This is a genomic window from Psychrosphaera aquimarina (genome assembly GCF_032461525.1).
Classification (GTDB): Bacteria; Pseudomonadota; Gammaproteobacteria; order Enterobacterales; family Alteromonadaceae; genus Psychrosphaera; species Psychrosphaera aquimarina.
In genome coordinates this window covers 224,366-249,475 of record NZ_JAWCUA010000010.1, presented here as the reverse complement: position 1 = coordinate 249,475, position 25,110 = coordinate 224,366, and the positions used below count along the sequence as shown (strand labels likewise).

The following is a 25,110-nucleotide window of genomic DNA, read 5'->3' as shown; positions in this document are numbered from 1 at the left end:
AGACTCTTGGGACCTTAGTTTCACGGAGAAGATCAATGATCATTTCCAAATATAAAAAAATCATTAGTTTTTCAGTGTTTTTTATTTCAGCTAGTGCACTTTCAGCGCCTGTCGTTAATGATTGCCCATGCAAAAATAACAAAACAATAACGGTTAAAGAATGTCCATCTGCAAAAGTCAGTAGCCCTAGTTGGTGGGATTGGATCACAAGTAATAAGTCTTCTCGGTTTCATTTTTTTCAGTTACTAGAGTTAATTCACAATGATGATGGTAAGTCTGTAACCTCAGATAATAAAAAAGAAAACCGGCAGTACAGCTAATGTCAAAAATAAACGTTTTCATTAATGCATTTAAGAGTGCTTTTTCAGCATTGTTAGGTGTACAAAACTCTAATAATCACAAACAAGACTTCGAGTCAGAAACTCCCTTCCCATTTATTCTTGCTGGTGTCATTTTAGTGATAGGTTTTATATTAATTTTAGTAGCTATCGTTAGTGCAGTGTTACCTTAACAACCTATTTACATTAACTACTATATAACGCAAAAATCTCTGAAACCTTCTGCCTTTTACTTCCATTTTGACTAATGCTTCGAGCTACTTTTACAAAACTTTGCTCTGCTTCATCATACAACTTTCGTGTTAACACTGTATCGTGATTACTAATTAACACAGGAATATTCCGTTTAAAAGCGGCTCGTTCGGCAAGTTTGGCAAGGTTAGCCTGTGCATTCACATCAAACCCTCCCGTCGCATATGATGTGAAATTAGCAGTTTCCGTTAAAGGTGCATATGGCGGATCACAATAAATCACATTTCCTTTTCGCGCTCGAGCAAAAACTTTTGTGTAATCTTCACAAACAAACTTAACTTTTTTAGATTTTTCAGAAAATATAAAAATCTCATCTTCTGGGAAATAAGGTTTTGTATATGATCCAAACGGAACATTAAAGCCACCAGATAAGTTATAACGGCATAAACCATTAAAGCCATGGCGATTTAAGTATAAGAATAACAAGGAGCGGTAATAAGGGTCTGTGCTTTGGTTAAACTCATGTCTTAACCCATAAAAGGCATCTTTTTTATTGTTTGACTGAACAAACAACGTTTTTGCATCTTTCACAAATGTTTTTGGACGAGCTTTAACTATTTTATAAAGACTGATCAGATCTGGATTTACATCATTTAATAAGTACTTATCAAAGTCAGAATTTAGAAAAACGGATCCAGCACCTACAAATGGTTCGATTAACTTGTTCCCTTCTGGCAACCTTGCGTGGATCTGTTCAATTAGCCCATACTTTCCGCCAGCCCACTTTAAGAAGGCTCTGGTTTTCTTTTTCATTTGGCGCTCTACTGTGCTGATTGAGCGTCATCAAACGCCAATATTTGTTGTTGGATTACACTTATTGATTTAGCCCACGCATTTGGGGCTATAGATGCTGCGGTTTGTCTTGCCAACTCGATGGTTTCAAACAGTCCGTAAGTTACGACTAACCAATCAGTATAATTACGTTTAACCATATATATCCGCAATTTATCTTTTTCATACGGAGCTGACTCTAAATATTGTGCTAATACAGCTTCACTACTAACCGCGGTAAGTTGTAATACAAAATGATCAGCCGGTAAGGACATAAATATTTGATTATCGATCGTATAAGGTTTCCCAGGAGCTTCAGCCGATGGTTGTTCCTTGGCGACAGAAATTATATCGTCTTGAATTAACTCTTCTAACGTCGGCTCTTGATCGATTCTAGAGATATCAGGTACTTGAATTTTATCACTATCCAGTGCTGTGTTTTCTATCAATGCAGATTCATTTAACTCGGTTTGAACTTGTTTTTTACTTTCAGGTTTTTCAAGCTCTGATCGCGCATCTTCAAGGTCTAAAAAAAAGTCCATACTAATAGGTGTTTCAGTCAAGTTAGATTCATTGCCTATGTCTGTGATTTGTTGTTCTTTCTGTGATGTTTCGCTGGTATCTGTATCGATTTCTGCCGTTGTCGTTGTAATTTCATTAATTAAGTTATTATCAACCGATTCAGGTTTTTTGGTTAATTCAGCCAAGATCATATCTGTTGTCGGGTTTTCTGCTACTTTTTCATTACCAAAACTCACTTTAGATTTTTGGCTCATTAACTCAGAGAAGATCAGTTCTGAACTCGCCGTTGGTCTAATTACGACTTGTGCCATTTTTTTGTCTGCAACAAGTAACTCAGAACGTTCTTTTGTACTTATCGCGTTCTGTTTCTCTAATGCTGAATTTGATTCCGTTACATTTTGCCAAGGTTTAACGACATCTGAAGTCTTGTTTAAAGACGTGTTTGTCATTAACGCTTGTTCTTGTTCTGAAATTATCCCCATTCTGTAAAGATAAATTCCAAGAGCTAATAACAAACTACATGTCACTAAAATAGATGCCCATAATTTAATGTTAAACGGCTCACTATCTGAAACTTTACCTGCATTAACATCGTTGTATGCCAATAGCTGAATTGGAAGACCTGCGGAATTTTCTATCCAACGTTTTATTCTGGGACTGGTTTGAGCTGGGATATCAATAACGTATTCAGCGAGTAGTTGATAACTTTCTTGTTTGGTTAATAGAGGTACGGGCAGTATTTCTACTAAACCAGATTTAACATTAATTAAAGTCGATGCAATCGTTTTATCGAACGCCATCACTATGCTTAATTGGATACCTAAATTTTTTGATTCGCTGCATAACTGCAATAACTCACCAATGATTTTACCACTTAAAAAATGGGCATTATCAATAGCTATCAACATATCACTGGAGTTATTAAATTCAATAAATGAGGTGAGGATTGGCATTTCCGGATCGAATAATACATTGCCAAATAATTGCTCAATGATCCGGCTTCGGATTTGAATGTCATTTATAGAGCGAGCTGCTGTTAAATAACACTTATTTCCGTCTGGCAGTGTTTGTGTCAGTACTTCTTCAATTAATATTGTTTTACCAATACCTTGCTGACCTTCTATTGCAACAATTTTAGCGTGCGTTAAACCCGCTTGAACTTTTTTAATAAAAGCATTGCGTGAAGCGGGTATGTAAAATTGATCTGGTCCAGCATTAACTAAGGTCATTATAAAATATGTTTTAATTCACTTTCAGTTACATCGTTAACTAGTATCGCTTTACCTATCTGTTTCGGCAATACAAATCTTATTGTATCTGCCTGAACTTTCTTGTCTTTTTTCATGTGCACTAAATAGTTATCTAATGTCATGTTTTCAGGACCAATAATTGGTAAATCGAATTGTTGATTCAGGTTAGTCACTCTTAAAACATCATTAGGAGTTAGCCAACCACGAAGCTTAGCTAATTGACTTGCTTGAACCATGCCAACAGCAACGGCTTCACCATGCAACCAAACACCATAGCCCATTTCAGCCTCAATAGCGTGTCCAAAAGTATGACCTAAATTTAATAATGCTCTCACACCAGACTCTTTTTCATCTTGTGCAACAATGTCGGCTTTATTTTGACAACAGCGTTTAATGATATGAATTAACATATCTGTGTTCATTTCATTAATTGCTTGGGCGTTACTTTCTAAATACTCAAATAACGTAAGATCACCTAAAATACCGTATTTAATAACTTCAGCCATTCCAGCTGAAAACTGTTTTTTTGGTAATGTCGTTAATGTGTCTATATCAATGATTACCGCTTTGGGTTGATAAAAAGCGCCTATCATGTTTTTACCCAAAGGGTGGTTCACGGCCGTTTTTCCACCAACAGATGAGTCTACTTGTGATAAAAGAGTTGTAGGAACTTGGATAAAGTTAACACCACGTTGATAGGTAGCAGCTACAAACCCAGTTATATCACCAATAACACCGCCACCTAATGCGACTAATGTCACATCTCTACCATAGTTATTATCTAACAAATAACTCATGATCTTTTCGTAACTGGCTAAAGTCTTAAATGATTCACCATCTTCAATACTAAATATATTTACATCAAAATCTTTTAGGGTATTGAGAATTTTATCGGAAAATAATGGTTCAAGCGTGGTATTTGTGATCACAACTACTTTAGTGCCTTTTATGTGAGGCACAAAAAAGGAGCTATCGTTGATAGCTCCTGATTTTATATAGATTGGATAACTGCGCTCACCTAAAGAAACGTTTACTGTTTCCATTTTCACAGCTCCTACTTATATTAAAAGTCTAATTTTTTGATTATATCGTTTGCTACCACACGTGCACTTTGCTCGTCAGTTTTTACAACGATATCAGCCACTTCTTCATAAAGTGGACTGCGTTCTTCAGCCAAACGGATCAACACATCACGTGCTGGTTCTTCGGTTTGTAATAAAGGACGACGTTTATCACGTTGCGTACGTGCAACTTGTTTTTCAATAGGCGTTTCTAAATAAACAACGATTCCGCGTGCTGATAAACGATTACGGATCTCTTTACTTACAACAGAACCACCGCCCGTCGCTAATACAATGCCTTGTTTTTCAGTTAACTCAGAGATAACAGATTCTTCTCGAATACGGAAGCCTTCTTCACCTTCGAGATCAAATACCCAAGCGATATCTGCACCAGTACGGCGTTCTATTTCTTGATCAGAGTCAACAAATTGCAAATGCAATTGCTCGGCTAAGTGTCGACCTATTGTGCTTTTACCAGCACCCATTGGACCCACTAAGAAGATGTTACGTTTTTCAGCCATATTACCTAATTCAAATACTATTATTTAATTACTACGAAAATCCCGACGTCTTTCACACGCCCACGAAAAATAAGGCGCGAATTATCGCAAAAAAACGCTATGAAAAGCAAGCAACACTTTCATCTAAGGTTAGATTTTTAAATATCATTCATTATTTCGGGGGTAACAAAAATTAATAACTCCCTTTTCTCAGTGAATTTTGAATCCGTTCTGAATAACCTACCTAAATAAGGAATATCACCTAACCAAGGCACTTTAGTCACCGACTCAATAACTTGCTGTTGGTATATCCCACCTAACACGATCGTTTCACCATTTTTAACTGAAACTTTGGTTTTAATTTGTTGTGTATCTATGGCAACCGCAGGGCCTGTTGAAGTAGAGACCACATCGCCACGTGCATCTTGGGTTATGTTCAATTCCAAAATAACATTATTATCCGGTGTAATGTGAGGTGTTACTTCAAGGCTCAGTACCGCTTTTTTAAATGCGACACTCGTTGCACCATGAGAGCCTGTTTGAACATAAGGAATTTCGGTTCCTTGCTCAATGCGAGACATATTTTGATTGGACGCTAAAATTCTTGGAGATGCCACAATTTCACCTTTATTCTCTCGCTCTAATACAGATAATTCTAAATCCAACAAAGAGCCATCTGATAAATTTGCAATATGTAAGGCTAAACTCCCCGCGGGGCTTGCAATAGGTAAGTTGACATTTAACCTGTCTTCTATTGCAGAGTCCGTGGCATCGCTTTTGATTTGATTAATTCCATTTAATGTTCCGGAGACAACATTCTGCCTATTAGTTTTCATAGATGTATCAGATATTCCCCAACGAATGCCTAGCTGTTCATCCACATTATCCCGCACTGTCACCATACGAGCTTCAATAGAAACTTGTTTAACCGGTATATCTAATTGCTCAATCGCTTTTTTAAGTGTAATTAAACCTTGTTTCGTATCTTTCACTAATAACGTATTGGTACGTGGATCCACCGTAACCTGACCTCGATTAGATAATATTGAATCCGTGCCCGTTTTTATCAATCTTCCAATATCGTTAGCTTTTGCGTATTTGATTTGAATAAACTCAGATAGTAATGGTTCAAATTTGTCTAATGCCGTTTGAGTTTCTAATTTTGTCGTTTGTTGATGTTGCGATTCTTTCAGGGTATTAATTAATAACACATTGCCTTCAAACCGTTTTTCTAAACCATTAAGTTCTAGAATCAAATCTAACGCCTGCAACCACGGCACATTAGTTAAGTTTAATGAAATTGTGCCAGTTACTTTTTCTGAAATAACAATATTAAGATGTTGAGAATCCGCAATTGTCTGTAATGCACTGCGAATAGGAAGGTCAATAACATTGAATGATAATAAGGGCGTACCAGCTGACTCCGCCGCTTTTATTGGATGTACCGAGCTAAGTAAGAGTAATAACATAAATAACTTAGCGATATTATGACCCCACTTAATTAGAAATATCTTCATGTTAACATCCTTGTTCTAGGCTCATTTACATGTAGCCCTATCAGTTCAATAACTTATTTTTGAAACCAAACACATCGATGAATCCACACCTTCGACAGTAAAATGTGCGTCTACAATTTGTTTAACCGTTAATCCTGTATTAGGCAGTAACTCACCAACTTTAACCTTTCTCGTCATTAACTGTTGTCCCCGAATAACCGCGGTTAATTCATTGTTTTGAGTGAAAGTCCCTAAGTATTGAAATGCCTCCTTTAACGCTTTACATTCTGCATTCACTCGTGAATTAGAAAGTCGTTTTAAATTATTCTCTTTAACATGCTCCGTTTGTTGCTGAGCAGCACTAAATAAATCTCTTGATAGTTTAAAAGGTAAAGGTGTGTACGATAATTCAGGGTAATTATTTTCTTCCGAAGTTTGTTTAGGTTTTACCGCCCAAGTTGGATTAGTAAATACAAAAACCACTAAACAGAATATCGACAATACGTATCGATATTTACCAAGTAACCTCTCTAGGAACTTAATCATTACTCACTCCATTTGTATTTTTTAACAACACTATATTTACCTTTAACTCAAAGGACAGTTGCGACTTCTTGTTGTAAACACCATCCTTGTTGGAGTTAGCGCTTATCTTTACATCGTTAATCTCAACAAAAGTATGGTTTTGACCAATGTAGTGAAGTAATGAAATTATCTGCTGATACTGGCCAATAAATTGGAAGTTAATCGACTGGCTTTGAAAATGAGTCTTATGGTTTAAACTCCCCCAATTAACTTTATTCAGTGGTATACCAGCTAATTTGCACCACTGTTCAATTTGAGTCACAAACTTAGTGGTTATTAGGTAAATAGGTTGTTTAGTAAAGTATGGATTTAATGATTTTTTTAGTGCTTGTTGCACTTTCAATAACTGATTGTGCTTTACTAAATTTACTTTCTTTTGACTAACTTGTTCTTTAATCAGCCCAAGCTCTTGGGTTACTTGCGATAATGTTTGCCAATGGGGAAATATAATCAATACAGCACCAGAGACAAGTACAGTGAAAAATACGACAAAACCTGTGATCAATCGATATTTCAAGCTACTGAACAGAAAACTCGGAATGAACAATGATTGTTCAAATAACCGCAGGGTAAACACCTTTAGACCTCATCTTCACTGTTGTACAGAACATGGAGGTTAAATCTTTTAATATTAAGCGTTTTAGCAACTAATTGTTGAGGATTTACTTTAGTGTCTTGTAACGAAAATGTAAGTTGAGGTTTAACAAAAGTAGGTGACCGACTCAGTTTATCTAAAAAGTCAGACAATGAATGATCAGAAAGACTCACCCCGGTAAGGCGTAGTTTATCATCATGAAATTGTAATTCCGTTAAGACCACTTGTTTAGGTATTAATCTGTCCAATACTTCGAATAATTGACGAAGTTGGTAGTGGCTGAATAACACAGCTTTGATTTTGCTATATTGTTGTTTATAGATAGTTAAATCCGAAATTTTTATTCTTAGGTTACTTGGCGGTAATTCAATTCTTTCTAAATCTAAATTTTGTTCATTTAAACTGATTATTTGTTTATCCAGTTCGACTTGTATCCAGTGATAGAACCAGCCAACCAATAAAATCGCGACCAAACCACCAATTAGAACATTCATGATTAATTTGGAATAATTGTGATGTCTTTTTATCGAACGCCACCGGATTAAGTTTACGTTTACCATTAAGATAGCCCTCGTACTGCTAGCCCTAAAGCAACCTGAAAACATCCTTGGATAGACATAACTTCGTTTTTCTTATGTTCTAACTGTTCATCCAAAACTGAAAGAAATTGCAATGGCTTAGATTTGTGAATATCAACTTTTAGTTGGTTAGATAAATAACCAAGTAACTCCACAAAATGAGCGCCTCCCCCAGAACCATGCCAAGTATCGATGGCTTTACCGTCAAAAATGGATAAGTAGTTTTGTTGGCAATGGCTCAATTGAGCGACCAGCTTGTCCACCACTTTTATCTCTAATGTTTTATCTTTTTTAGGGAATAAATGGGCGATTCCAATATTCGACTCACGACTGAACACCAATTCATCACCAGAGATAACAATAAATAAAGAAGTCGTCTCGCCAATATGAACATTGGCAATCACATCGGTCGCTTTATTTTGACGGTTCAAACCAAACTGTAAACTCCTGGTGATAGCATGGCTTTCTATGTCAACGATAGCGCAATTAAAACCAGCTCTTTTTAACGCGGATATACGTGTATTAATTAAACTTTGTTTCGCTACGACAACAAACACATCTTTTAAAGTGTCATCTAACCTATTTTGACCAATCACAACAAAATCAATATTTACTTCGCCAACCACTTTTGTTGTAACTAGTTTTAAATTGCCATAAAGGTAGTGCTCAATTTCAGCGTCGGTTAATGTCCTGTCAACTTGAATCGTTTTGCTTATGACTTGTGACCCTGTAATTGCAATTGCAGCGTTTTGAATATTTGGGGGGATTGAAGATCGTAATAATTTAAGTGCATGCTCAAATGGCTCTGCCTTGTGAACCTCTTTATTTACCAGTGTACCTAGCGGTAATTTCACCAATGCCAACACGTCAATTCTAACCTTATCGTCGCTGCGAGATAACGCAATGACCTTGATTGAATATGTGCCTATATCTATGCCTAAACATTGATTATTTCTAATAAATAAACTGTAGACAGAATTAAATAACATGCCGAACCTCCCTTTAGCAGTTATTAAATACTAGAATACAATTACCCAAAATCAATACAAGAATGATAATTTATTTTTTCCTTATCATTTGCCCCTACTTAGACTAAAATTCCTGTCTCTTTTTTATTCATTTGATGTATTTAATGATTTGGCTTAAACGACTATTTAAACTTTTTCTATTTGGCATGATTTCAGGCCTGATTTTAATTGTTGGTTTCTATTTTTATATAAAAGATGAATTACCAACCGAAGAGGTAATAAGAGACGTACGTTTTCAAATCCCAATGAAAGTGTACACCGCCGATGGTGAGTTGATTTCTCAATTTGGCGAGAAGCGCAGGATCCCTTTACACTATAAAGAACTTCCTCAAACCTTAATTGATGCTTTATTAGCGACCGAAGACTCTCGTTTTTACCATCATTATGGGATTGATCCTATTGGCGTGTTACGAGCCGCATTTGACACTATTATCTTAGGCAAAAGAACACGTGGTGCCAGTACCATCACCATGCAATTTGCACGAAACGCCTTTTTAACCTTAGACCGAACAGTGATCCGTAAAGTAAAAGAAATCTACATTGCCATTCATATTGAACAACTTTTAAGTAAAGAAGAAATTTTATCTTTATATTTTAATAAGACATTCTTTGGCAATAGAGCTTATGGTGCTGGAGCTGCAGCACAAGTCTATTATGGTAAAGATTTGGACCAGTTGACATTAGCGCAAATAGCCACCATTGCCGGATTACCAAAAGCACCATCAAACTATAATCCTCTGCGATATCCAGAACGAGCAAAACAACGACGAAACATAGTATTAAGTAGAATGTTAACAGTGGGTGCTATTGACAAAGCAACCTACGAAGACGCCATCGCACAACCAATTACCGCTAAACATCATGGCGCTAAAATAACCGCTTATGCCCCATATGTGGCGGAAGATGTTCGTAAAAAAATGGTAGAAAAGTACGGATTAGAGCAAGCTTATACAGAAGGATTTAATGTTTATACAACAATTGATTCAAAGGCACAAAAAGCGGCACAACAAGCCGTCAAAGATAATATTCATGCTTACGATGAAAGACATGGTTATAGAGGGCCAACGAGTTATTTATGGCATGAGTCTGAGTTAACTGATGCATCAGATACATTGGAGTCCGTAGAGGGACAAGAGGATATAACAAATGATCATGCTCAATTTGAGTCTTGGACGTTTGAACAAATTAATGAATATCTAGAAAATATTAAAGATTATGATGATCTAGTGCCTGCTGTTGTCACCAATTTAACTGAGAAAACGGCGTATGTACAACTTAGGTCTGGCATTATAGATGTAATTGATTGGGAAAATATGAAATGGGCAAGACCATATATTTCCGATACAGCACAGGGGCCTGCTCCGACTAAAGTAGCTGATATTATCCAACCTGGTGCTTTAATTTGGTTACGCCCAAACAATGACAATAGTTACAGATTAAGTCAGATACCAGATGTTAGTGGTGCTTTTGTCGCATTAGACCCAACAAATGGCGATATAAAAGCATCAGTTGGTGGCTACTACTTTGCCAACAATCAGTTTGATCGGATCACCCAGGCGAAACGTCAAATCGGTTCCAATATAAAACCTTTTGTCTATTCTGCAGCGTTAGAAAATGGGTATACCTTAGCAAGCCTAATTAACGACGCACCAATTAATAAGTGGGACAATAAACTAGGTACAGCCTGGCGCCCTAAGAACTCACCACCAACTTATGGCGGACCAACCAGAGTTCGACGCGGGTTAGCAGAATCTAAAAACGTAATGTCGGTAAGGTTACTTCGTTCCGTTGGTATTAATAAAACGATAGAACACATGACAAGATTTGGTTTTGCTAAATCAGACTTGCCTAAAAATGAATCATTATCCTTAGGCTCTGCGGCGCTGACGCCAATTTCTGTGGTAACGGGAATGAGCGTTTTTGCTAATGGTGGTTATCTAGTGCGCAACCAATTGATTGATCGAGTTGAGAATATTGGTGGTAAAGTTATTTTCAAGAATCCTAAGTTGGTCGCTGGTTACCAAACACCTGAAGTAAATGCTTATGACGATACTGTTGAGTCTGATAATCAAGAATCCAATGAATTAATGCCTGCACCTAGAGTTATTTCAGCCGCCAATTCATTTTTAATTACCGATGCCATGAATGCAACGATTTGGGGCGGTGGTAATTGGAGTAAAGGCACTGGTTGGAGTGGGACGGCATGGCGAGCTCAAAGTCTTAAACGTCGTGATATTTCAGGTAAGACGGGCACAACCAACGATGCCGTTGATACTTGGTTCACCGGATTTAACAGCAAAATAATCGCAACAAGCTGGTTAGGATTTGATGCTCCTGGTCGTCCACTTGGAAGTGTAAATTACAATACAAACTTAGATAATAAACAAACATTTGGTGGTGAATCTGGGGCAAAATCTGCCTTACCTGCATGGGTAAGTTTTATGCATGAAATTTTACCAAGTATCCCAGTTACCTATCGCGAGATACCTGAAGGTATTATTTCAGTCAGAATTGATATTGATACCGGCTTATTATCACGTAAAACAGACCACACAACACGTTGGGAATACTTTATAAAGGGTACTGAGCCAACAAAATACACAGATAGTAATCTCCCGATCCGGTTAGATGATAACAAAGATCAAATCAAAGAAGATGACGAATTGTTTTAACAAGTTTGTTTGGAATAGAATTACAAACTGCTCATTTATAACAAATGAGCAGTTTGTGTATGCCGCATTTTAGACTGTTATTTGATGTTAAATTAGTTACCAGCGATTTGCATATTTTCAATTAATACCGAGCCAGTTTGAACCGCGCCCCGTTTTTCAACATCGCCACCTATACCAACAATCTGTTTAAACATATCCGTTAAGTTACCGGCAATGGTAATTTCAGATACTGGATATTGGATTTCTCCATTTTCTACCCAAAAGCCTGCAGCTCCTCGACTGTAATCTCCGGTAACTGTGTTCACACCTTGCCCCATCAATTCAGTTACCAGCAGACCTTTATCCATCTTTTTCAGCAATGCCGCTAAATCAGGATCAGTCGCTTGAACTAACCAATTATGAATACCTCCAGCATGACCTGTGGTTTTCATGCCCATTTTTCTGGCTGAATAACCGGTTTGTAAATACGTGGTTAATACCCCGCTTTCAATGATATTTCTGTCTATCGTCGCCACACCTTCTGAGTCAAAAGGACTACTTGCCAACCCTTTCATTAAATGCGGTTTTTCAACGATGTTAACAAGTTCTGGAAATATAGATTTACCCAAACTATCCATCAAAAAAGATGATTTACGGTATAAGCTGCCACCGCTAATGCCTGAAACTAAATGGCCAAAAAGTGAAGATGCAATTTCAGCATGAAAAATAACCGGCAATTGACAGGTATCTAACTTTCTTGCGTTTAACATTGAAACGGCGGCTTCCGCTGCTTTTTTACCAACCAATATTGCACTGTCTAATTTGTTGAATTCACGATCTACCGTATAAGCATAGTCGCGCTGCATTTCTTCACCGTCTTGTGAAATCACTGAGCAGCTTAAATTATGACGAGTACTTGGGTAGCCTTCAATAAAACCTAAACTATTGCCATAAACTTTAAAACCTTGATAACTCGATAACGATGCGCCGTCAGAATTGGTAATTCGATTGTCAAAATCGAATGCTGCTTTCTCTGATTCAATACAAAATTCAATCGCTTGTTCTGGTGATATTTGATGCGGATGAAATAAATCTAAATCTGGAATATCAGTCGCCAACTCATCTTTCTGTACTAATCCTGAAAACTCATCGGCTGAAGTATATTTAGCAATATCCACTGCCGCTTTTACCGTTTGCTCTAACGCAGCATGACTCAAGTCAGCTGTTGAAGCTGAGCCTTTATGTTTTCCAACATAAATAGAAATACCTAAAGCGCCTTCTTGATTAAACTCTATATTTTCCAGTTCTTGGCATCGACTTGATACTGTAATGCCCTTAGATTTACTAATGACCGCTTCCGCAGAATCGGCGCCATATTTTTTACTTAATGATAATAAATCGCCGATTGCGGTCTTCACTTGATCTATATCGTTAAAAATATCGGTTTTAGTTGTCATAAATACTCAAAAATACTGGTTAATTTGCGCTTGGCAGCATACCATAAATCATATATTCCAAGTTATTAAATTCTATTGATTATTTTACTATGACAAAGTCTTATTATTTATTACCAGACGATGAAAATTACGTCAGTAAAGCCGAATTAAAAAAAGAAGTTAAAGAGCTACAAGCTTTTGCAGAACAACTTGTTAATTTAGGCAAATCGCAAAAAAAACGCTTATCCGCAAGTGATGAGTTACAAGCTGCATTTATTTTAGCGGATAAAATATCCAATAAACCAGACGCATTACGCCGTCATATGCAGTTTATAACCAAACAACTTAAAGACGAAGATTTAGACAAGTTACGTGCTGAATATGAACGCATCATGTCACCGAACTTAGCTTCTGATAAAGTCATGAAAAAGCTAGAGAAAACAAGAGAAAAATTACTTAAAAATGGTGACAGCGCCATCAATGAGTTGATTGATTTACACCCTAGCTTAGAACGTCAGAAACTTAGACAATTGGTTCGTCAGGCTAAAAAAGAAGTGGAAAAAGAACAGCCTGGTAAAAATTACAAAGAGCTTTTCCAATACATTAAAACTGAAACCGGTAGTTAGGAGCATTAGTTAATGGCACGAGTTAAATTAAACATCATGGATGTTCGTTTATTTAAAATTGCGATTAGTTTTTTATTCGTATTATTCATTTCGGCTTGTAGTGGGGGTACCGACTCAACGTTAACCAATACAGATGAAACGATCGTAAGTGCCAGCTTGTTGTTAACGGTTTTAGATGACGATGACAATGCAGTCACTACATTAACTCAAGGTGACAGTGCAACGATCAGAATCTACATATCTAATGATGAGAATAGCGCGGCAATTCAAGGTGCTGAGATAGAGTTTACGACATCATCAGGTTCTATATCTCCAACAACTATACTGACGGATGCTGATGGTGTTGCTGAAGTCATTTTTAACTCAACAGACTCGATTGAAGGTGTTATTTCAATTAGTGCTACAAGTACTATTAACGATTTAACATTCGCCTCTAACATTGTTAAATTTAACGTAGATAGTTTATCTACTACCATTGAAAGTGCATCTCTAGATTTATCAGCTACTGATAAAAGCGATAATGAATTCATTACATTAACTAAAGGGGATATAGCAACTTTCAAAGTCTACTTGTCTGATGATGCAAATAATAATCCTATCGCTGATACTGAAATTGTATTTACGACATCATCAGGAGCAATATCACCAGCCTCAATCCTTACCAATAATGATGGTATTGCTGAAGTCATTTTTAATTCCACAGACGCAGATATTGGTGTTATATCCATTAGCGCAGCAACTAGCATTAATGGAAATGAATTCAATTCAAATGTAATTAAGTTCAATGTTCATGAAGTAAATACTTCAATTGATAATGCATTTATCACCTTAACGGCAACCAACGACAACGAAGATGAATTCACAACGTTAACCAAAGATGAAAATGCTACGTTTACAGCTATGGTCACAAATGGACTTGATAACAGCCCTATTGCCGGAGTTGAGGTAACATTCACTACCACGTCTGGTGTCATCACTCCCACTTCAAAATTAACTGATGAAAACGGTCTTGCTCAAGTCACTTTTAATCCAACTGAAGCAGATATTGGGGTAACGTCAGTGACAGCCTCTAGTATCATTGATGGAAGTGAATTTTCATCTAATACCGTTAAATTCAATGTTGCTAATAGAGCGACCACCGTTGAGAGCGCTACATTAGCTTTATCAGCTACTGATAAAAGCGATAATGAATTTATCACATTAACTAAAGGTGACAGTGCTACCTTTACAATAAATGTGTCAGATAATGAAAACCCAATCTCTGGAGCAGAAGTAGCGTTTACTACTACTTCTGGTGAGATTTCGCCCACTTCAAAACTTACAGATGAAAATGGATTGGCTCAAGTTACCTATAATTCGACTGATGCTGACATTGGGGTTACATCAGTGACCGCAATTAGCACCATTAACGGTACTGAATTTTCATCTAATACCGTTAAATTCAATGTAGCTAACACTGCAGAAACAGTAGAAAATGCCACGTTATCTTTATCTGCAACCAATAAAGACGGGGTTGCTGTTACTTCCATTACAGCTAGTGATAGCCTTACCCTTACAGCCCATTTAAAAGATGCTGATGATGTCGCTCTTGTAGGTGAAACTATTACTTACGCAACAACGAGTGGTACTTTATCAACGACATCTCGACTTACCGATACTGAAGGAAATTCGAAAACAATCTTAACTACGTCTGATGACGATGTAGGGGTATTAACTATTACCGCTTCGGTAATAATCGAAGATAAGACATTTAACGATACTATTAAAATAGATGTTTTTTCTCAGACTATAAATGAAGATATTGAAAGTTTTGATTTTGGTGGTTTTACTGATGATATCTTCACCTCTGGTGTATTAAGTGCGGACAGTAACTTATTAATTGATGATGTTACTACTATTGGGGCAGGATCTAGTTTTGGCGTTAATGTTTCTATTGTAGACCAAGACTTAAATCCAGTAACAACTACACCATTTGAAGTTAATTTTACCTCTACTTGTGTGACTGCAGGCAAAGCGACAATTGACGCCACGGTTTTTTCTATTAAAGGTAAAGCTTCGGCTACCTATCAAGATATTAATTGTGCTGGACCTGATGGCAACGAAGACAATATTGTCGCTACGGTAACCATTGACTCGACACAATATATTGCGAGTCGAAATATACTATTACAACCAGAGGGGCTAGGTTCTATTGAGTTTGTATCCGCCTCCCCAGAGTCAATTGTATTAAAAGGGGTTGGCGGCCAAAATAATCAAGAGTCGTCCACCTTAACCTTTTTAGTCAAAGGTCAATTAGGTAATCCACAATCACAAAAAGAAGTATCTTTTGAACTAAGCACCTTGATTGGTGGAATTGCTTTGATTTCTGATTCAGGTACCACCAATGCAGATGGCCTGGTTACAGCATCTGTCATTGCAGGTAATGTCCCTACAGCGGTTCGTGTTACAGCCACAGTCACTAACGAGGACAAATCAATTTCAACACAATCTGATCTGCTATCAGTCAACACAGGTTTACCAGATCAAAACTCAATGACCCTTGCATTTTCATTGTTCAATCCAGAAGCGAAAGACTATGCAGGTGAAGAAGTCACCGTAACCGCATACCTTGCAGATAGCTTTAATAACCCAGTGCCAGACGGAACAACTATTAACTTTACAACAGAAGGAGGCGCTATTGAGCCTACTTGTAATACCGAATCAGGTAGCTGTTCGGTATTATGGAATAGTCAACATCCTCATGCTGATAATCATAGAGTGACTGTATTAGCTACCGCAATTGGGCATGAATATTTTGTCGATGTTGACGGCAACAATTACTATAGTGATACCGATGGAATTGGTGTTAGCGCTAGCGATAAAATCGCTAGCGGATTCGATGGAATATCACAACAACTCAGCGGTTTTATTGATATGCCTGAAGCTTGGCGCGACGATAATGAAAATTACCAATACGATCTTGGTGAGCAGTTTTTAGATGATGATAATCTTGGAACTTTTACTGTTACAGATGGTTTATTTAATGGTCCTCAATGTAATGCAACTCAGTGTTCCAATAACTCGTTTATTACCATACGTAAGGCTGGTGTAATTATTACTTCAGGCTCAAAGCCATACTTTATTATTGAAAATAAAAATACTGGCGAAATTTATTATGATGGTTTTGGCGCTGCGACTTTATCTCCAATACCAGCAAGTACAGATATATTAATAAAAATATCAGACAGCCAACGCCAAACATTACCGGCAAATACAAGAATTTATGTTAATACTTCAGGCTTTGCAGAAGAGGAAGAAGAGCCTGACTATATCATAGGTAATACTATTGGCACGTCAGATCCAAGTGCTTTCGGTGGTATAACTGTAAGCTTTAATACAGGAACTGATCCAATAAATTACGGCATATTAGTGATCACTCCCAAACTAGTAACAACATCAATTCTTTTTAATTAAATGTAAGTTACCTAAAAATACCTAAAAAACGCACATCCAAGGATGTGCGTTTTTTTTATTTACTTCGGTTTAATACAACAATTTTACTGCGTACCACCTACGGTCATTTCATCTAACTTCAATGTAGGCTGACCAACGCCAACAGGCAAGCTCTGTCCGTCTTTTCCACACACGCCAACACCTTTATCAAGAGCTAAGTCGTTACCAACCATAGACACCATAGACATGGCATCTGGGCCATTACCAATTAAGGTGGCTCCTTTCACTGGTTTAGTTATTTTTCCATTTTCAATTAGGTAAGCTTCTGACGCTGAGAATACAAATTTACCTGAGGTAATATCAACTTGTCCGCCAGCAAAGTTAGTGGCGTAAATGCCGTTATCAACACTTTCTATAATATCTTCAGGTGTACTCTGTCCTGCTAACATATATGTGTTGGTCATACGTGGCATAGGAAGATGAGCGTAAGATTCACGGCGTCCATTTCCGGTAGGTTCAACGCCCATTATACGGGCATTAAGTTTGTCTTGCATATAGGATTTCAAAATACCATTTTCAATTAATACATTGTATTGAGCCGGCACACCTTCATCATCTATATTTAAAGAACCGCGTCGATTCAACATTGTGCCATCGTCTACGATAGTACAAAGATCTGACGCAACTTTCTCTCCAATCTTACCGCTGTAATTACTAGACCCTTTACGATTAAAGTCACCTTCTAAACCATGACCTACCGCTTCATGAAGTAATACACCAGGCCAACCTGAACCTAATACAACGGGCATAGTCCCCGCTGGCGCTTCAATCGCTTCTAAGTTCACTTTGGCCATATGAATAGCGTCATCTGCTACTTGTTCATAACGCAATCGTCCGTCATTTATTTCTAAGAAATAACCATAGTCGGTTCTGCCACCAATACCGGCACCTCCACGTTCTTTACGACCATCTTTTTCTAGTACGATAGAACAATTTAAACGTATTAACGGCCGTGTATCCGTTCCCCAAGTCCCGTCGGTTGCGGCAACTAGAATTTGTTCAAATACACCGGTTAAACTAACTACAATATTATGAGCTTCTGGCGATTGTTTACGTATATAACTGTCTACGCTTTTAAGTAACGCCACTTTGTCATCATTAGTCATAGCTTCTAGAGGCTGACAAGGTGTATATATTTCTTTGGCAATGGTTTTAGTGATCAGTTTTTGTTTTGCATTTGCCCCAGCAGCAGCAATACTTCTTGCAGTCCCCGCCGCTTCCATTATTGCTGGTGCGTTTAATTGGTCAGAATAGGACAAGCCTGTTTTTTCTCCACTAACCGCTCTAACCCCAACCCCTTGTTCTATATTGTACGAGCCGTCTTTGATGATGCCATCTTCCATTACCCAAGACTCATGAGCACTCGCCTGAAAGTATAAATCGGCATAATCAAGTTTGTGTTCTAACATGATGGCTAATCCATCTAACACATCTTGCTGAGTCAAGTTATTTGCGGTTAATAATCGCTGCTCTACTGAGTTCAAAGTGATTCCTATTTGTAATATGGATTGAATTGTTTGTTTTATTTATCGTTGTAACGACTAACAAATTTATTGTGCTTTTGCACGGGCATTGACTGGCGGATATTAATTAAACTATCAAGTTTTAAATTAACACCAAATACCCCGAGTTCTTTTTGCGCATCCAACAGTATTGTTCCCCAAGGGTCGATGATCATACTATGCCCAAAGGTTTCCCTACCATTTTCATGCACACCAGCTTGATTGCAGCCCACCATGAAAAATTGATTCTCTATTGCTCTTGCTTGTAATAAAACTTGCCAATGTGCTGCGCCGGTTTTTTCGGTAAACGCACTTGGTAATAGAACCACATCGACACCTTCATCTCTTAACGTTTGAAACAAACCTGGGAAACGTAAGTCATAACAAATCGCTAAACCCACTTTACCAAATGGAGTATCAAAGCAAACCACGCTATCACCCGCTTGCCAATTGTCTGACTCACGGTAACTACCAATACCATCTTCTACATCAACGTCAAACAAATGTATCTTTTGATAATGGGCTATTAGCTCACCTTTAGGTGAGTAAACTAAAGTCATAGGTCTTACTTTGCTTCTGCCACCCTCATCATTATTTGGATAACCTTGGTCAATATTCTTTAATATTGGAAAAGTCCCCGCGACTAAGTAAATAGAATATTGACGAGCTAAACTTGCCAGCTGCGTTTGAATTCGACCATCATCTAATGGCTCTGCAATATCTAGGTTTTTACTGTCTCCGGCACCAAATGCAGCAAAACATTCAGGTAATACAACAATTGCATTGGTTAAATCAGTAGGTGTATCAAGTAGTTGTTTTTGTACAAACAACAGGTTGTCTTTTACATTTGGACTTGAACACATTTGCAATACATAAACTTTCATTTATTCATGACCTACTTGCTCTGGTATTTCTTTTGGCTTTTCATCCACCGGCGTTTCTTTTTGTTTTTCTATTTCATCCACTGGTATTTTGACTCGTTTGGTAAAGCGTTTAACTTCTTTAACTGTGGGTTCTTTTAAATCGCCCGTTACTTTAAGTCTAAGCTCTGAAACGATGTCTGCATTTTCAATTACTTTATCCAATGCCATCACACCTAAAAAAGTAACAGGGTTAACAGCAGACAACCAAGCAAGAACAGGCAAGCTGGATGTTATTTTGGGTTTAAAGCTAACGTCGTAATCTACTGTGTCTGTATTTAAATCAGTGAACCCAGCCATCGACATATCACCCGCCACACCATCCATACGAATATTATCCGAATAACCAATACCATCTTTTAAAACAATACTTCCTTTAATATCATTAAAGAATAGACCTTTTGAAAATACATCTTTGAAATCTAATTTTAATTTTCGATACAATGAATCAAAGCTAAACAATGAAAACAAACGAACCCCTTGGTCACTGATCTCACTAAAATACCCTTCTCCTAAACGAAAGTTAGCTTTGCCATTTAAGGTTTCAAAATCCAACCACTGCGGAGCACTTTTCCAGTCAACTTCCACTTTAATGGACGCATCACTTTGCTCAATTCCAGTTGATAGACCATATTCATCCAACCATTTACCAAATAATTTCGATTTAACATCACCTTTAACAAAAGTTCGACCTGAGCCTGAGTCACCAAGCCAAGTACCCGTTAAATTTGCGCTGTTACTTTTATAATTTAACGTCGCTTTATCGATGACTAATTCGGGTCCAACTGATTGTGCCGACAATTCTATTTTACCAAGCGGTTTACCATTATAAAAACAGCTTTCACAAGCAAATTTAATAGGTGGCAAACCTCGAATTAAATCTGCAGAGTTATTCATACTTGGTTTAGGTATTTCGGTCGCTTTAGTTGGCTTGGCCATTTCTGGATTAACTGGGACGGTTTCTAATTCGGTACCTAAACGTAAAAATGATGACGCTATATTTATCCCTTCATTTTCGACGTCGTTGTACACTATGACGTCAGTTAATGTTTGTTTTGCTCCAAGAGAAAATAACCAAGAATCATCTTGTGGTTTAGCATCTAAACTCACATTTTGCCAATCTTGACCCAATATGGAAAAATGCTGAATATTACCAAATATATGATGCGGCTGATCAACAAACCCTGGTTGGTCTGAGTCACTTTCCGGCAAGTCTGAAATTAAATCCAAAACAAAAGTTAAAGTAGGTTCAAACTCTAAATATTCTTCTTCAATTGAAATATCAAAACCAGATTGCGGTAATTGCACTAAGCTTTCACCAACACTTAGATGGGCTTGTTCCATACGGCCTGATTCAGCAACTATATTGCCATCAAAGAATAACTTATCGTCTAAGTTAACTTGTAACAAACCACCCGTTTGATCACCCAACATTGAAAAGTTCAATACAGAAGGTTCACCAATCTTTTTTACTATTGGTTTAGTGATGTCGTAAGATGTGTAGGTTAAATCCGAATTACCATCAACAAAGTATTGAAAACCATCTGGTTCTATATTTACATTGACTTTAACCACTGACGATTGTTCACCGTCAAAATACTCCATTAACTTTAATTGGTATAACTCGGCAATGGAATTACGTTCCCAATCAGCAATTAACTCTGCACTTATTAAATAATTATCATCGCTATTAAACCCATTAACTTCAAACGAAATTGGCAGCTTGAATAATTCGGCATCTGAGCTAAACACTTTAAATGTTGAGTTTTCAAAAGTGACGACCGAGTTAACACTTTCGAAATCTAAGTTTAAACTTGGTAAGCTCATTTTAGCATTGTCAGTGATAACATTTCCCCGAGCCAATACTTGAGGAATATTCCCCTGTTCATCTGGCTCATCTGAAAATGGTATTGATATATTTACCGCTGCAGTTGACTCACCACCAAGTTTTACAAACTCAAATACATCACCTAATACGCTTTTTAAGGGCGTTGTCTCAACTAAAGTATGAAAATCTTCTAAGACTAATCGTTCAGGGGTTAATAATAACTGTAATGTTTGTTGTTCAGCGTCCAGAGCGATATTGGCTTCTGCATCATTTTTTATATTTAAGCCAGCAAACTCGCCTGAGTCGACTTTTATCGTCATTAAACTGTCTTTTACGATTAATTGAGCATCCATATTATTAATGGCTGGCCAGTCTTGGTCGAATTTAAACTGACCTTGTTTTAACAGAGCTTTAAGGACAAACGTACCATGTTCAGCGCTTTTGCTTAAATCACTATAAGGCATATGAGAAGGATCACCACTAATGGCAACCTGAGTTAACTCACCTCGGCCTTGCTCAATGGCTGAATTTAAATACTGATACGTTTCAGGTGGTATAAGGTATCTCGGTAAATAGGGTTTTATATTACCTAAAGTCGGCCCTTTTATTTCACCATAAAGTGAAAGGTCTGATTGACTGAAATTAGTGTATTGCGCCGCAAGGTTTACCTCTATGTCTTGATTGGAAATGAAAATTTTAGGTACGTTTATCGTAATCCCATAGTCACTACTCTTTACATGAGTCATCACCATAAATTCGGAATAAGTAAAGTGTTCACTAAACGTATCTTGTGTATTAAATTTTCCATCTTTACCCGTTAATTCGAACCAGCCTTGATTACCTGACCAATACCCAGATAAGTCTAAACCATCGACACCTAAATAGGCGGTATTTTCACTTTGTATTGGCGCTAAACTTAAGTTTGATAAACGCGTTATTGCGTTAAGTTTATTTTGGGGATCAACGTTTAATTTAAAGTAATCTAACTGACCGTTGATTTCTGATTCGGCTAAAAGCCCTAACCCTTTAGTTGCTGAAAACAAAGAAAACAGCCTAGATATAGGTTGTATATCTCCCTCGGTCACATTTACCAGAGTATTATTATCACTAGATTTAACTACGAGGTTAAAACCATCGTATTCATCAGCACCATTATTGAGCGCTATGTCATTGCCAAACATTGACCAACCAGATGTTGACTTAGCCCATTGTAACTTGGCTGACTTCACCCCTAAGTATTGTTCTTGCTCTGATTTTTGCCATCGAATGCCCGAATCAGTAACATCAACAACGATGTCTCCGACAAGGCCATCTTTCACATTACCCCAGACTTTAAAACTGGCTTCGGTTGATTCCAAACTAATATGATCACTGATTAATTGAGTTAACCAAGGGGATACATCCATTTTTGACGCTTCTAAATACACTTGGCCAAAAATATTTTGTCTTCGCTGTCCGTATAGATCAACAATTAAGGAAATAGAGTTATTAGAAAAACCATCAACAAATAATTCACCACTGGCTTGGTGTCGATTACCTTGATTTATCCAACGTAAAGATTCTATTTGATAATCTTGAGTACGTCCTTGCTGGTGCTTTACTTTGATTAAACTATTGATAACTTTAAAGGACTGTAATTGTGACAGGAACAAGTGACTTAAGTTTTCAAATAACTGTCCACCGTTCGACTTAGGTCTTACTTTATAAAATACATCACTATTAATTTTGGCATCCACACCATCCAATAAAAATGCACCACTTACAAATCGTTGTTCTACCAATGATTGCCAGAAGTTTATTTCTATTTGTGTTTCATGGATGGCAAGATCTAATGGCGTACTGACTGTGGGAGTGATGACTAAATCATATAAGATAAAAACGGGACCGGAAGATTGCCAGCTAGCCCCAATTTCACCAATGGAAATTTGAGCACTGAAGTTGGTTAACAAATATTCTTCAATATTTGCTTTGTATTCGTCAGCATATGGAAGTGCAAACTTGAGGAGGCTAACTGCTACTGCAAATAAAATAACAATCGAGGCGAACAAGGCCCAAATTGTTTTTACAATACGCAGCGTTATTTTTTTTAACAAGATATGTCTCTCTGAAAGTAATAAATACTCGATTTATTAACTTTGATATTTTTCAAATCGTTCAACTTATTATAGTTCTTCATTGTTGATCAATTGCAGTTGTGATCATAATACCTATTCCGTCATTTTTTGCAGCAAAATCTACTGCAATTAATAGGTACAAATCGTATTTTTTATGCTTATTTGTAATCTAATATTTTAAATTTTGCCATTTATTTATTTTACGGCTTAATTGCTTACTCCGACTCGTCAAAGTGATAAAAGTTTAATGTTTCTTTTTGTCATTTAAATACATGTGGATCTTCTATGCGCCTCCTAGTTAATACATGGTAAAGTACCCCTAATATTTGTAGCCTGAATCTACAGTTTTATTAATGAGCAAATCCAAACTAAACACACAAATTGACACTTCAGCACTCTCTAAAAAAATAAAACAGTGGGGGAGTGAACTCGGCTTCCAGCAAGTGGGGATATCTGACATCGACTTGTCTGAATATGAACCTAAAATGTTAGATTGGTTAAAAAAAGGGTTTCACGGTGAAATGTCATATATGGCTAGCCATGGCACCAAACGTAGCAGACCAGCTGAATTATTACCTGGCACGATTTCTTTAGTTTCTGTTCGACTTGATTATCTGCCACCTGACGCGGCCTTTGCAGCGACTCTAGAACAACCAACCCAAGCATTTATCAGTCGTTATGCTCTTGGACGTGATTATCATAAAGTCATCCGCAACAAGCTAAAAAAAATGGGTCAGATGATAGAAAAAGAGTTGAATTTAGATCACCTCGCCTTTCGCCCTTTTGTTGACTCAGCCCCCGTTTTAGAAAGACCGATTGCTGAGAAAGCTGGCCTAGGTTGGATAGGTAAGCATACACTTACCATCAACAAAGAAGCTGGTAGTTGGTTCTTTTTAGGCGAACTATTTTTACCCATTGCTTTGGAAACGGATACTCCAGCAGAAAATGAATGCGGAACTTGTGTTGCGTGTATAACCACTTGCCCTACTCAAGCGATTGTTGAACCATATGTTGTTGATGGCCGTAAATGCATTTCATATTTAACAATTGAATTAAAAGACAGCATTCCTGAACAATATCGCAAAGCTATGGGTAATCGCATTTATGGCTGTGATGACTGCCAACTTATTTGCCCTTGGAATCGTTATGCTGAACTATCAACGGAACCCGATTTTTTACCACGCTCACAATTACACCCTGTGAGTTTATTAGAATTGTGGCAATGGCAAGAGCCTCATTTTTTAAAAGTGACAGAAGGCAGTCCAATAAGAAGAATAGGGTTTGAGTGCTGGATGCGTAATATTGCTGTTGCACTAGGCAATGCCCCATTTAGCTTAGAAGTAGTAGAACAGTTAACTAATAAATTAACACTTATTTCTGACATGGTTGATGAACATATTCATTGGGCATTAGAACAGCAAAAACAGAAAGCGAATAATGAAGGGGTAGATTCACGAAAACTAAAACGCTTGATTAAAGCGATAAAAGTTGGTTTACCTAGAGATGCTTAATTCCACTCTATAAACAAAATAGATAAATTGGATACATAAAAACGCCAACAACTG

At 37.3% G+C, this 25,110-nt stretch carries 19 protein-coding genes; 6 read left to right on the top strand and 13 right to left on the bottom strand.

Annotation, left to right across the window (positions count from 1 at the left end; all coding sequences use genetic code 11):
- Positions 1-35: 35 nt before the first annotated feature.
- Entirely contained in the window at positions 36-320 is a 285-nt protein-coding gene (locus RT723_RS13015) for a hypothetical protein (RefSeq protein WP_216056271.1), read from the top strand.
- A complete protein-coding gene (locus tag RT723_RS13010) occupies positions 320-511 on the top strand; it encodes a DUF2970 domain-containing protein (protein WP_216056272.1) in 192 nt (63 codons plus the stop codon). Before RT723_RS13015 ends, RT723_RS13010 begins: the two co-directional genes overlap by 1 nt.
- A gap of 13 nt (positions 512-524) precedes the next feature.
- Here RT723_RS13010 and RT723_RS13005 read toward each other — a convergent pair whose 3' ends face one another.
- The 9 genes from RT723_RS13005 to pilM form a co-directional block, all read right to left on the bottom strand.
- Positions 525-1,343, bottom strand: coding sequence for a Dam family site-specific DNA-(adenine-N6)-methyltransferase (locus tag RT723_RS13005; RefSeq protein WP_216056273.1), 819 nt, complete (start codon positions 1,341-1,343; stop codon positions 525-527).
- Between the two features lie 8 nt (positions 1,344-1,351).
- On the bottom strand, positions 1,352-3,112 hold the full coding sequence (locus RT723_RS13000) for an AAA family ATPase (RefSeq protein WP_315947489.1): 1,761 nt from the start codon (positions 3,110-3,112) through the stop codon (positions 1,352-1,354).
- On the bottom strand, positions 3,112-4,176 hold the full coding sequence (aroB, locus tag RT723_RS12995; RefSeq protein ID WP_216056275.1) for a 3-dehydroquinate synthase: 1,065 nt from the start codon (positions 4,174-4,176) through the stop codon (positions 3,112-3,114). The genes RT723_RS13000 and aroB overlap by 1 nt, the downstream gene beginning before the upstream one ends.
- 20 nt (positions 4,177-4,196) lie before the next feature.
- On the bottom strand, positions 4,197-4,715 hold the full coding sequence (gene aroK / locus RT723_RS12990) for a shikimate kinase AroK (protein WP_105051876.1): 519 nt from the start codon (positions 4,713-4,715) through the stop codon (positions 4,197-4,199).
- Positions 4,716-4,852: 137 nt separating this feature from the next.
- The gene (locus RT723_RS12985; RefSeq protein ID WP_428983706.1) at positions 4,853-6,163 is read right to left on the bottom strand and encodes a type IV pilus secretin PilQ; all 1,311 of its coding nucleotides are present in this window, start codon (positions 6,161-6,163) and stop codon (positions 4,853-4,855) included.
- Between the two features lie 93 nt (positions 6,164-6,256).
- Positions 6,257-6,736 carry a hypothetical protein gene (locus tag RT723_RS12980; protein ID WP_315947487.1) on the bottom strand — a complete coding sequence of 160 codons (480 nt, stop codon included), beginning with the start codon at positions 6,734-6,736 and terminating at the stop codon, positions 6,257-6,259.
- Complete coding sequence (locus RT723_RS12975; RefSeq protein ID WP_315947485.1) at positions 6,729-7,280, bottom strand: type 4a pilus biogenesis protein PilO; 552 nt, start codon at positions 7,278-7,280, stop codon at positions 6,729-6,731. The genes RT723_RS12980 and RT723_RS12975 overlap by 8 nt, the downstream gene beginning before the upstream one ends.
- Positions 7,281-7,354: 74 nt before the next feature.
- Positions 7,355-7,930, bottom strand: coding sequence for a PilN domain-containing protein (locus RT723_RS12970; RefSeq protein ID WP_315947484.1), 576 nt, complete (start codon positions 7,928-7,930; stop codon positions 7,355-7,357).
- Positions 7,930-8,937, bottom strand: coding sequence for a type IV pilus biogenesis protein PilM (gene pilM, locus RT723_RS12965; RefSeq protein ID WP_315947483.1), 1,008 nt, complete (start codon positions 8,935-8,937; stop codon positions 7,930-7,932). The genes RT723_RS12970 and pilM overlap by 1 nt, the downstream gene beginning before the upstream one ends.
- Before the next feature lie 143 nt (positions 8,938-9,080).
- Between pilM and RT723_RS12960 the strand changes: the two genes are divergently transcribed.
- Positions 9,081-11,648, top strand: coding sequence for a penicillin-binding protein 1A (locus RT723_RS12960; RefSeq protein ID WP_315947482.1), 2,568 nt, complete (start codon positions 9,081-9,083; stop codon positions 11,646-11,648).
- 92 nt (positions 11,649-11,740) lie between these two features.
- Here the strand turns inward: RT723_RS12960 and pmbA are convergent, their stop codons facing one another.
- Positions 11,741-13,084, bottom strand: coding sequence for a metalloprotease PmbA (pmbA, locus tag RT723_RS12955; RefSeq protein WP_315947481.1), 1,344 nt, complete (start codon positions 13,082-13,084; stop codon positions 11,741-11,743).
- An 89-nt stretch (positions 13,085-13,173) separates the two neighbouring features.
- On the opposite strand from pmbA, the gene yjgA reads away from it, so the two are divergent.
- Both yjgA and RT723_RS12945 read left to right on the top strand, forming a co-directional pair.
- The gene (gene yjgA / locus RT723_RS12950; protein WP_216056283.1) at positions 13,174-13,689 is read left to right on the top strand and encodes a ribosome biogenesis factor YjgA; all 516 of its coding nucleotides are present in this window, start codon (positions 13,174-13,176) and stop codon (positions 13,687-13,689) included.
- Positions 13,690-13,701: 12 nt separating this feature from the next.
- A complete protein-coding gene (locus RT723_RS12945) occupies positions 13,702-17,142 on the top strand; it encodes a beta strand repeat-containing protein (protein ID WP_315947479.1) in 3,441 nt (1,146 codons plus the stop codon).
- Between the two features lie 83 nt (positions 17,143-17,225).
- Here the strand turns inward: RT723_RS12945 and tldD are convergent, their stop codons facing one another.
- From tldD to RT723_RS12930, 3 genes are read right to left on the bottom strand one after another with little or no spacing between them, the layout of a single operon-like run.
- Entirely contained in the window at positions 17,226-18,665 is a 1,440-nt protein-coding gene (gene tldD, locus RT723_RS12940; protein WP_315947478.1) for a metalloprotease TldD, read from the bottom strand.
- Positions 18,666-18,703: 38 nt separating this feature from the next.
- On the bottom strand, positions 18,704-19,567 hold the full coding sequence (locus RT723_RS12935) for a carbon-nitrogen hydrolase family protein (RefSeq protein WP_315947476.1): 864 nt from the start codon (positions 19,565-19,567) through the stop codon (positions 18,704-18,706).
- Positions 19,568-23,524, bottom strand: a complete 3,957-nt coding sequence (locus RT723_RS12930; RefSeq protein ID WP_315947475.1) for a YhdP family protein — start codon at positions 23,522-23,524, stop codon at positions 19,568-19,570.
- 374 nt (positions 23,525-23,898) lie between these two features.
- Here RT723_RS12930 and queG point away from each other — a divergent pair, with 374 nt between their 5' ends.
- Complete coding sequence (gene queG, locus RT723_RS12925; protein WP_315947474.1) at positions 23,899-25,056, top strand: tRNA epoxyqueuosine(34) reductase QueG; 1,158 nt, start codon at positions 23,899-23,901, stop codon at positions 25,054-25,056.
- Positions 25,057-25,110 lie beyond the last annotated feature (54 nt).

Coding starts and splice junctions, on each gene's coding strand:
- RT723_RS12980 (WP_315947487.1), bottom strand. CDS start 6,736: ATGATTAAGTTCCTAGAGAGGTTACTTGGTAAATATCGATACGTATTG.
- RT723_RS12935 (WP_315947476.1), bottom strand. CDS start 19,567: ATGAAAGTTTATGTATTGCAAATGTGTTCAAGTCCAAATGTAAAAGAC.
- RT723_RS13000 (WP_315947489.1), bottom strand. CDS start 3,112: ATGACCTTAGTTAATGCTGGACCAGATCAATTTTACATACCCGCTTCA.
- yjgA (WP_216056283.1), top strand. CDS start 13,174: ATGACAAAGTCTTATTATTTATTACCAGACGATGAAAATTACGTCAGT.
- RT723_RS12960 (WP_315947482.1), top strand. CDS start 9,081: ATGATTTGGCTTAAACGACTATTTAAACTTTTTCTATTTGGCATGATT.
- pmbA (WP_315947481.1), bottom strand. CDS start 13,084: ATGACAACTAAAACCGATATTTTTAACGATATAGATCAAGTGAAGACC.
- queG (WP_315947474.1), top strand. CDS start 23,899: ATGAGCAAATCCAAACTAAACACACAAATTGACACTTCAGCACTCTCT.
- pilM (WP_315947483.1), bottom strand. CDS start 8,937: ATGTTATTTAATTCTGTCTACAGTTTATTTATTAGAAATAATCAATGT.
- aroB (WP_216056275.1), bottom strand. CDS start 4,176: ATGGAAACAGTAAACGTTTCTTTAGGTGAGCGCAGTTATCCAATCTAT.
- RT723_RS12945 (WP_315947479.1), top strand. CDS start 13,702: ATGGCACGAGTTAAATTAAACATCATGGATGTTCGTTTATTTAAAATT.
- RT723_RS13010 (WP_216056272.1), top strand. CDS start 320: ATGTCAAAAATAAACGTTTTCATTAATGCATTTAAGAGTGCTTTTTCA.
- RT723_RS13015 (WP_216056271.1), top strand. CDS start 36: ATGATCATTTCCAAATATAAAAAAATCATTAGTTTTTCAGTGTTTTTT.
- RT723_RS13005 (WP_216056273.1), bottom strand. CDS start 1,343: ATGAAAAAGAAAACCAGAGCCTTCTTAAAGTGGGCTGGCGGAAAGTAT.
- RT723_RS12985 (WP_428983706.1), bottom strand. CDS start 6,163: ATGTTATTACTCTTACTTAGCTCGGTACATCCAATAAAAGCGGCGGAG.
- RT723_RS12970 (WP_315947484.1), bottom strand. CDS start 7,930: ATGGTAAACGTAAACTTAATCCGGTGGCGTTCGATAAAAAGACATCAC.
- aroK (WP_105051876.1), bottom strand. CDS start 4,715: ATGGCTGAAAAACGTAACATCTTCTTAGTGGGTCCAATGGGTGCTGGT.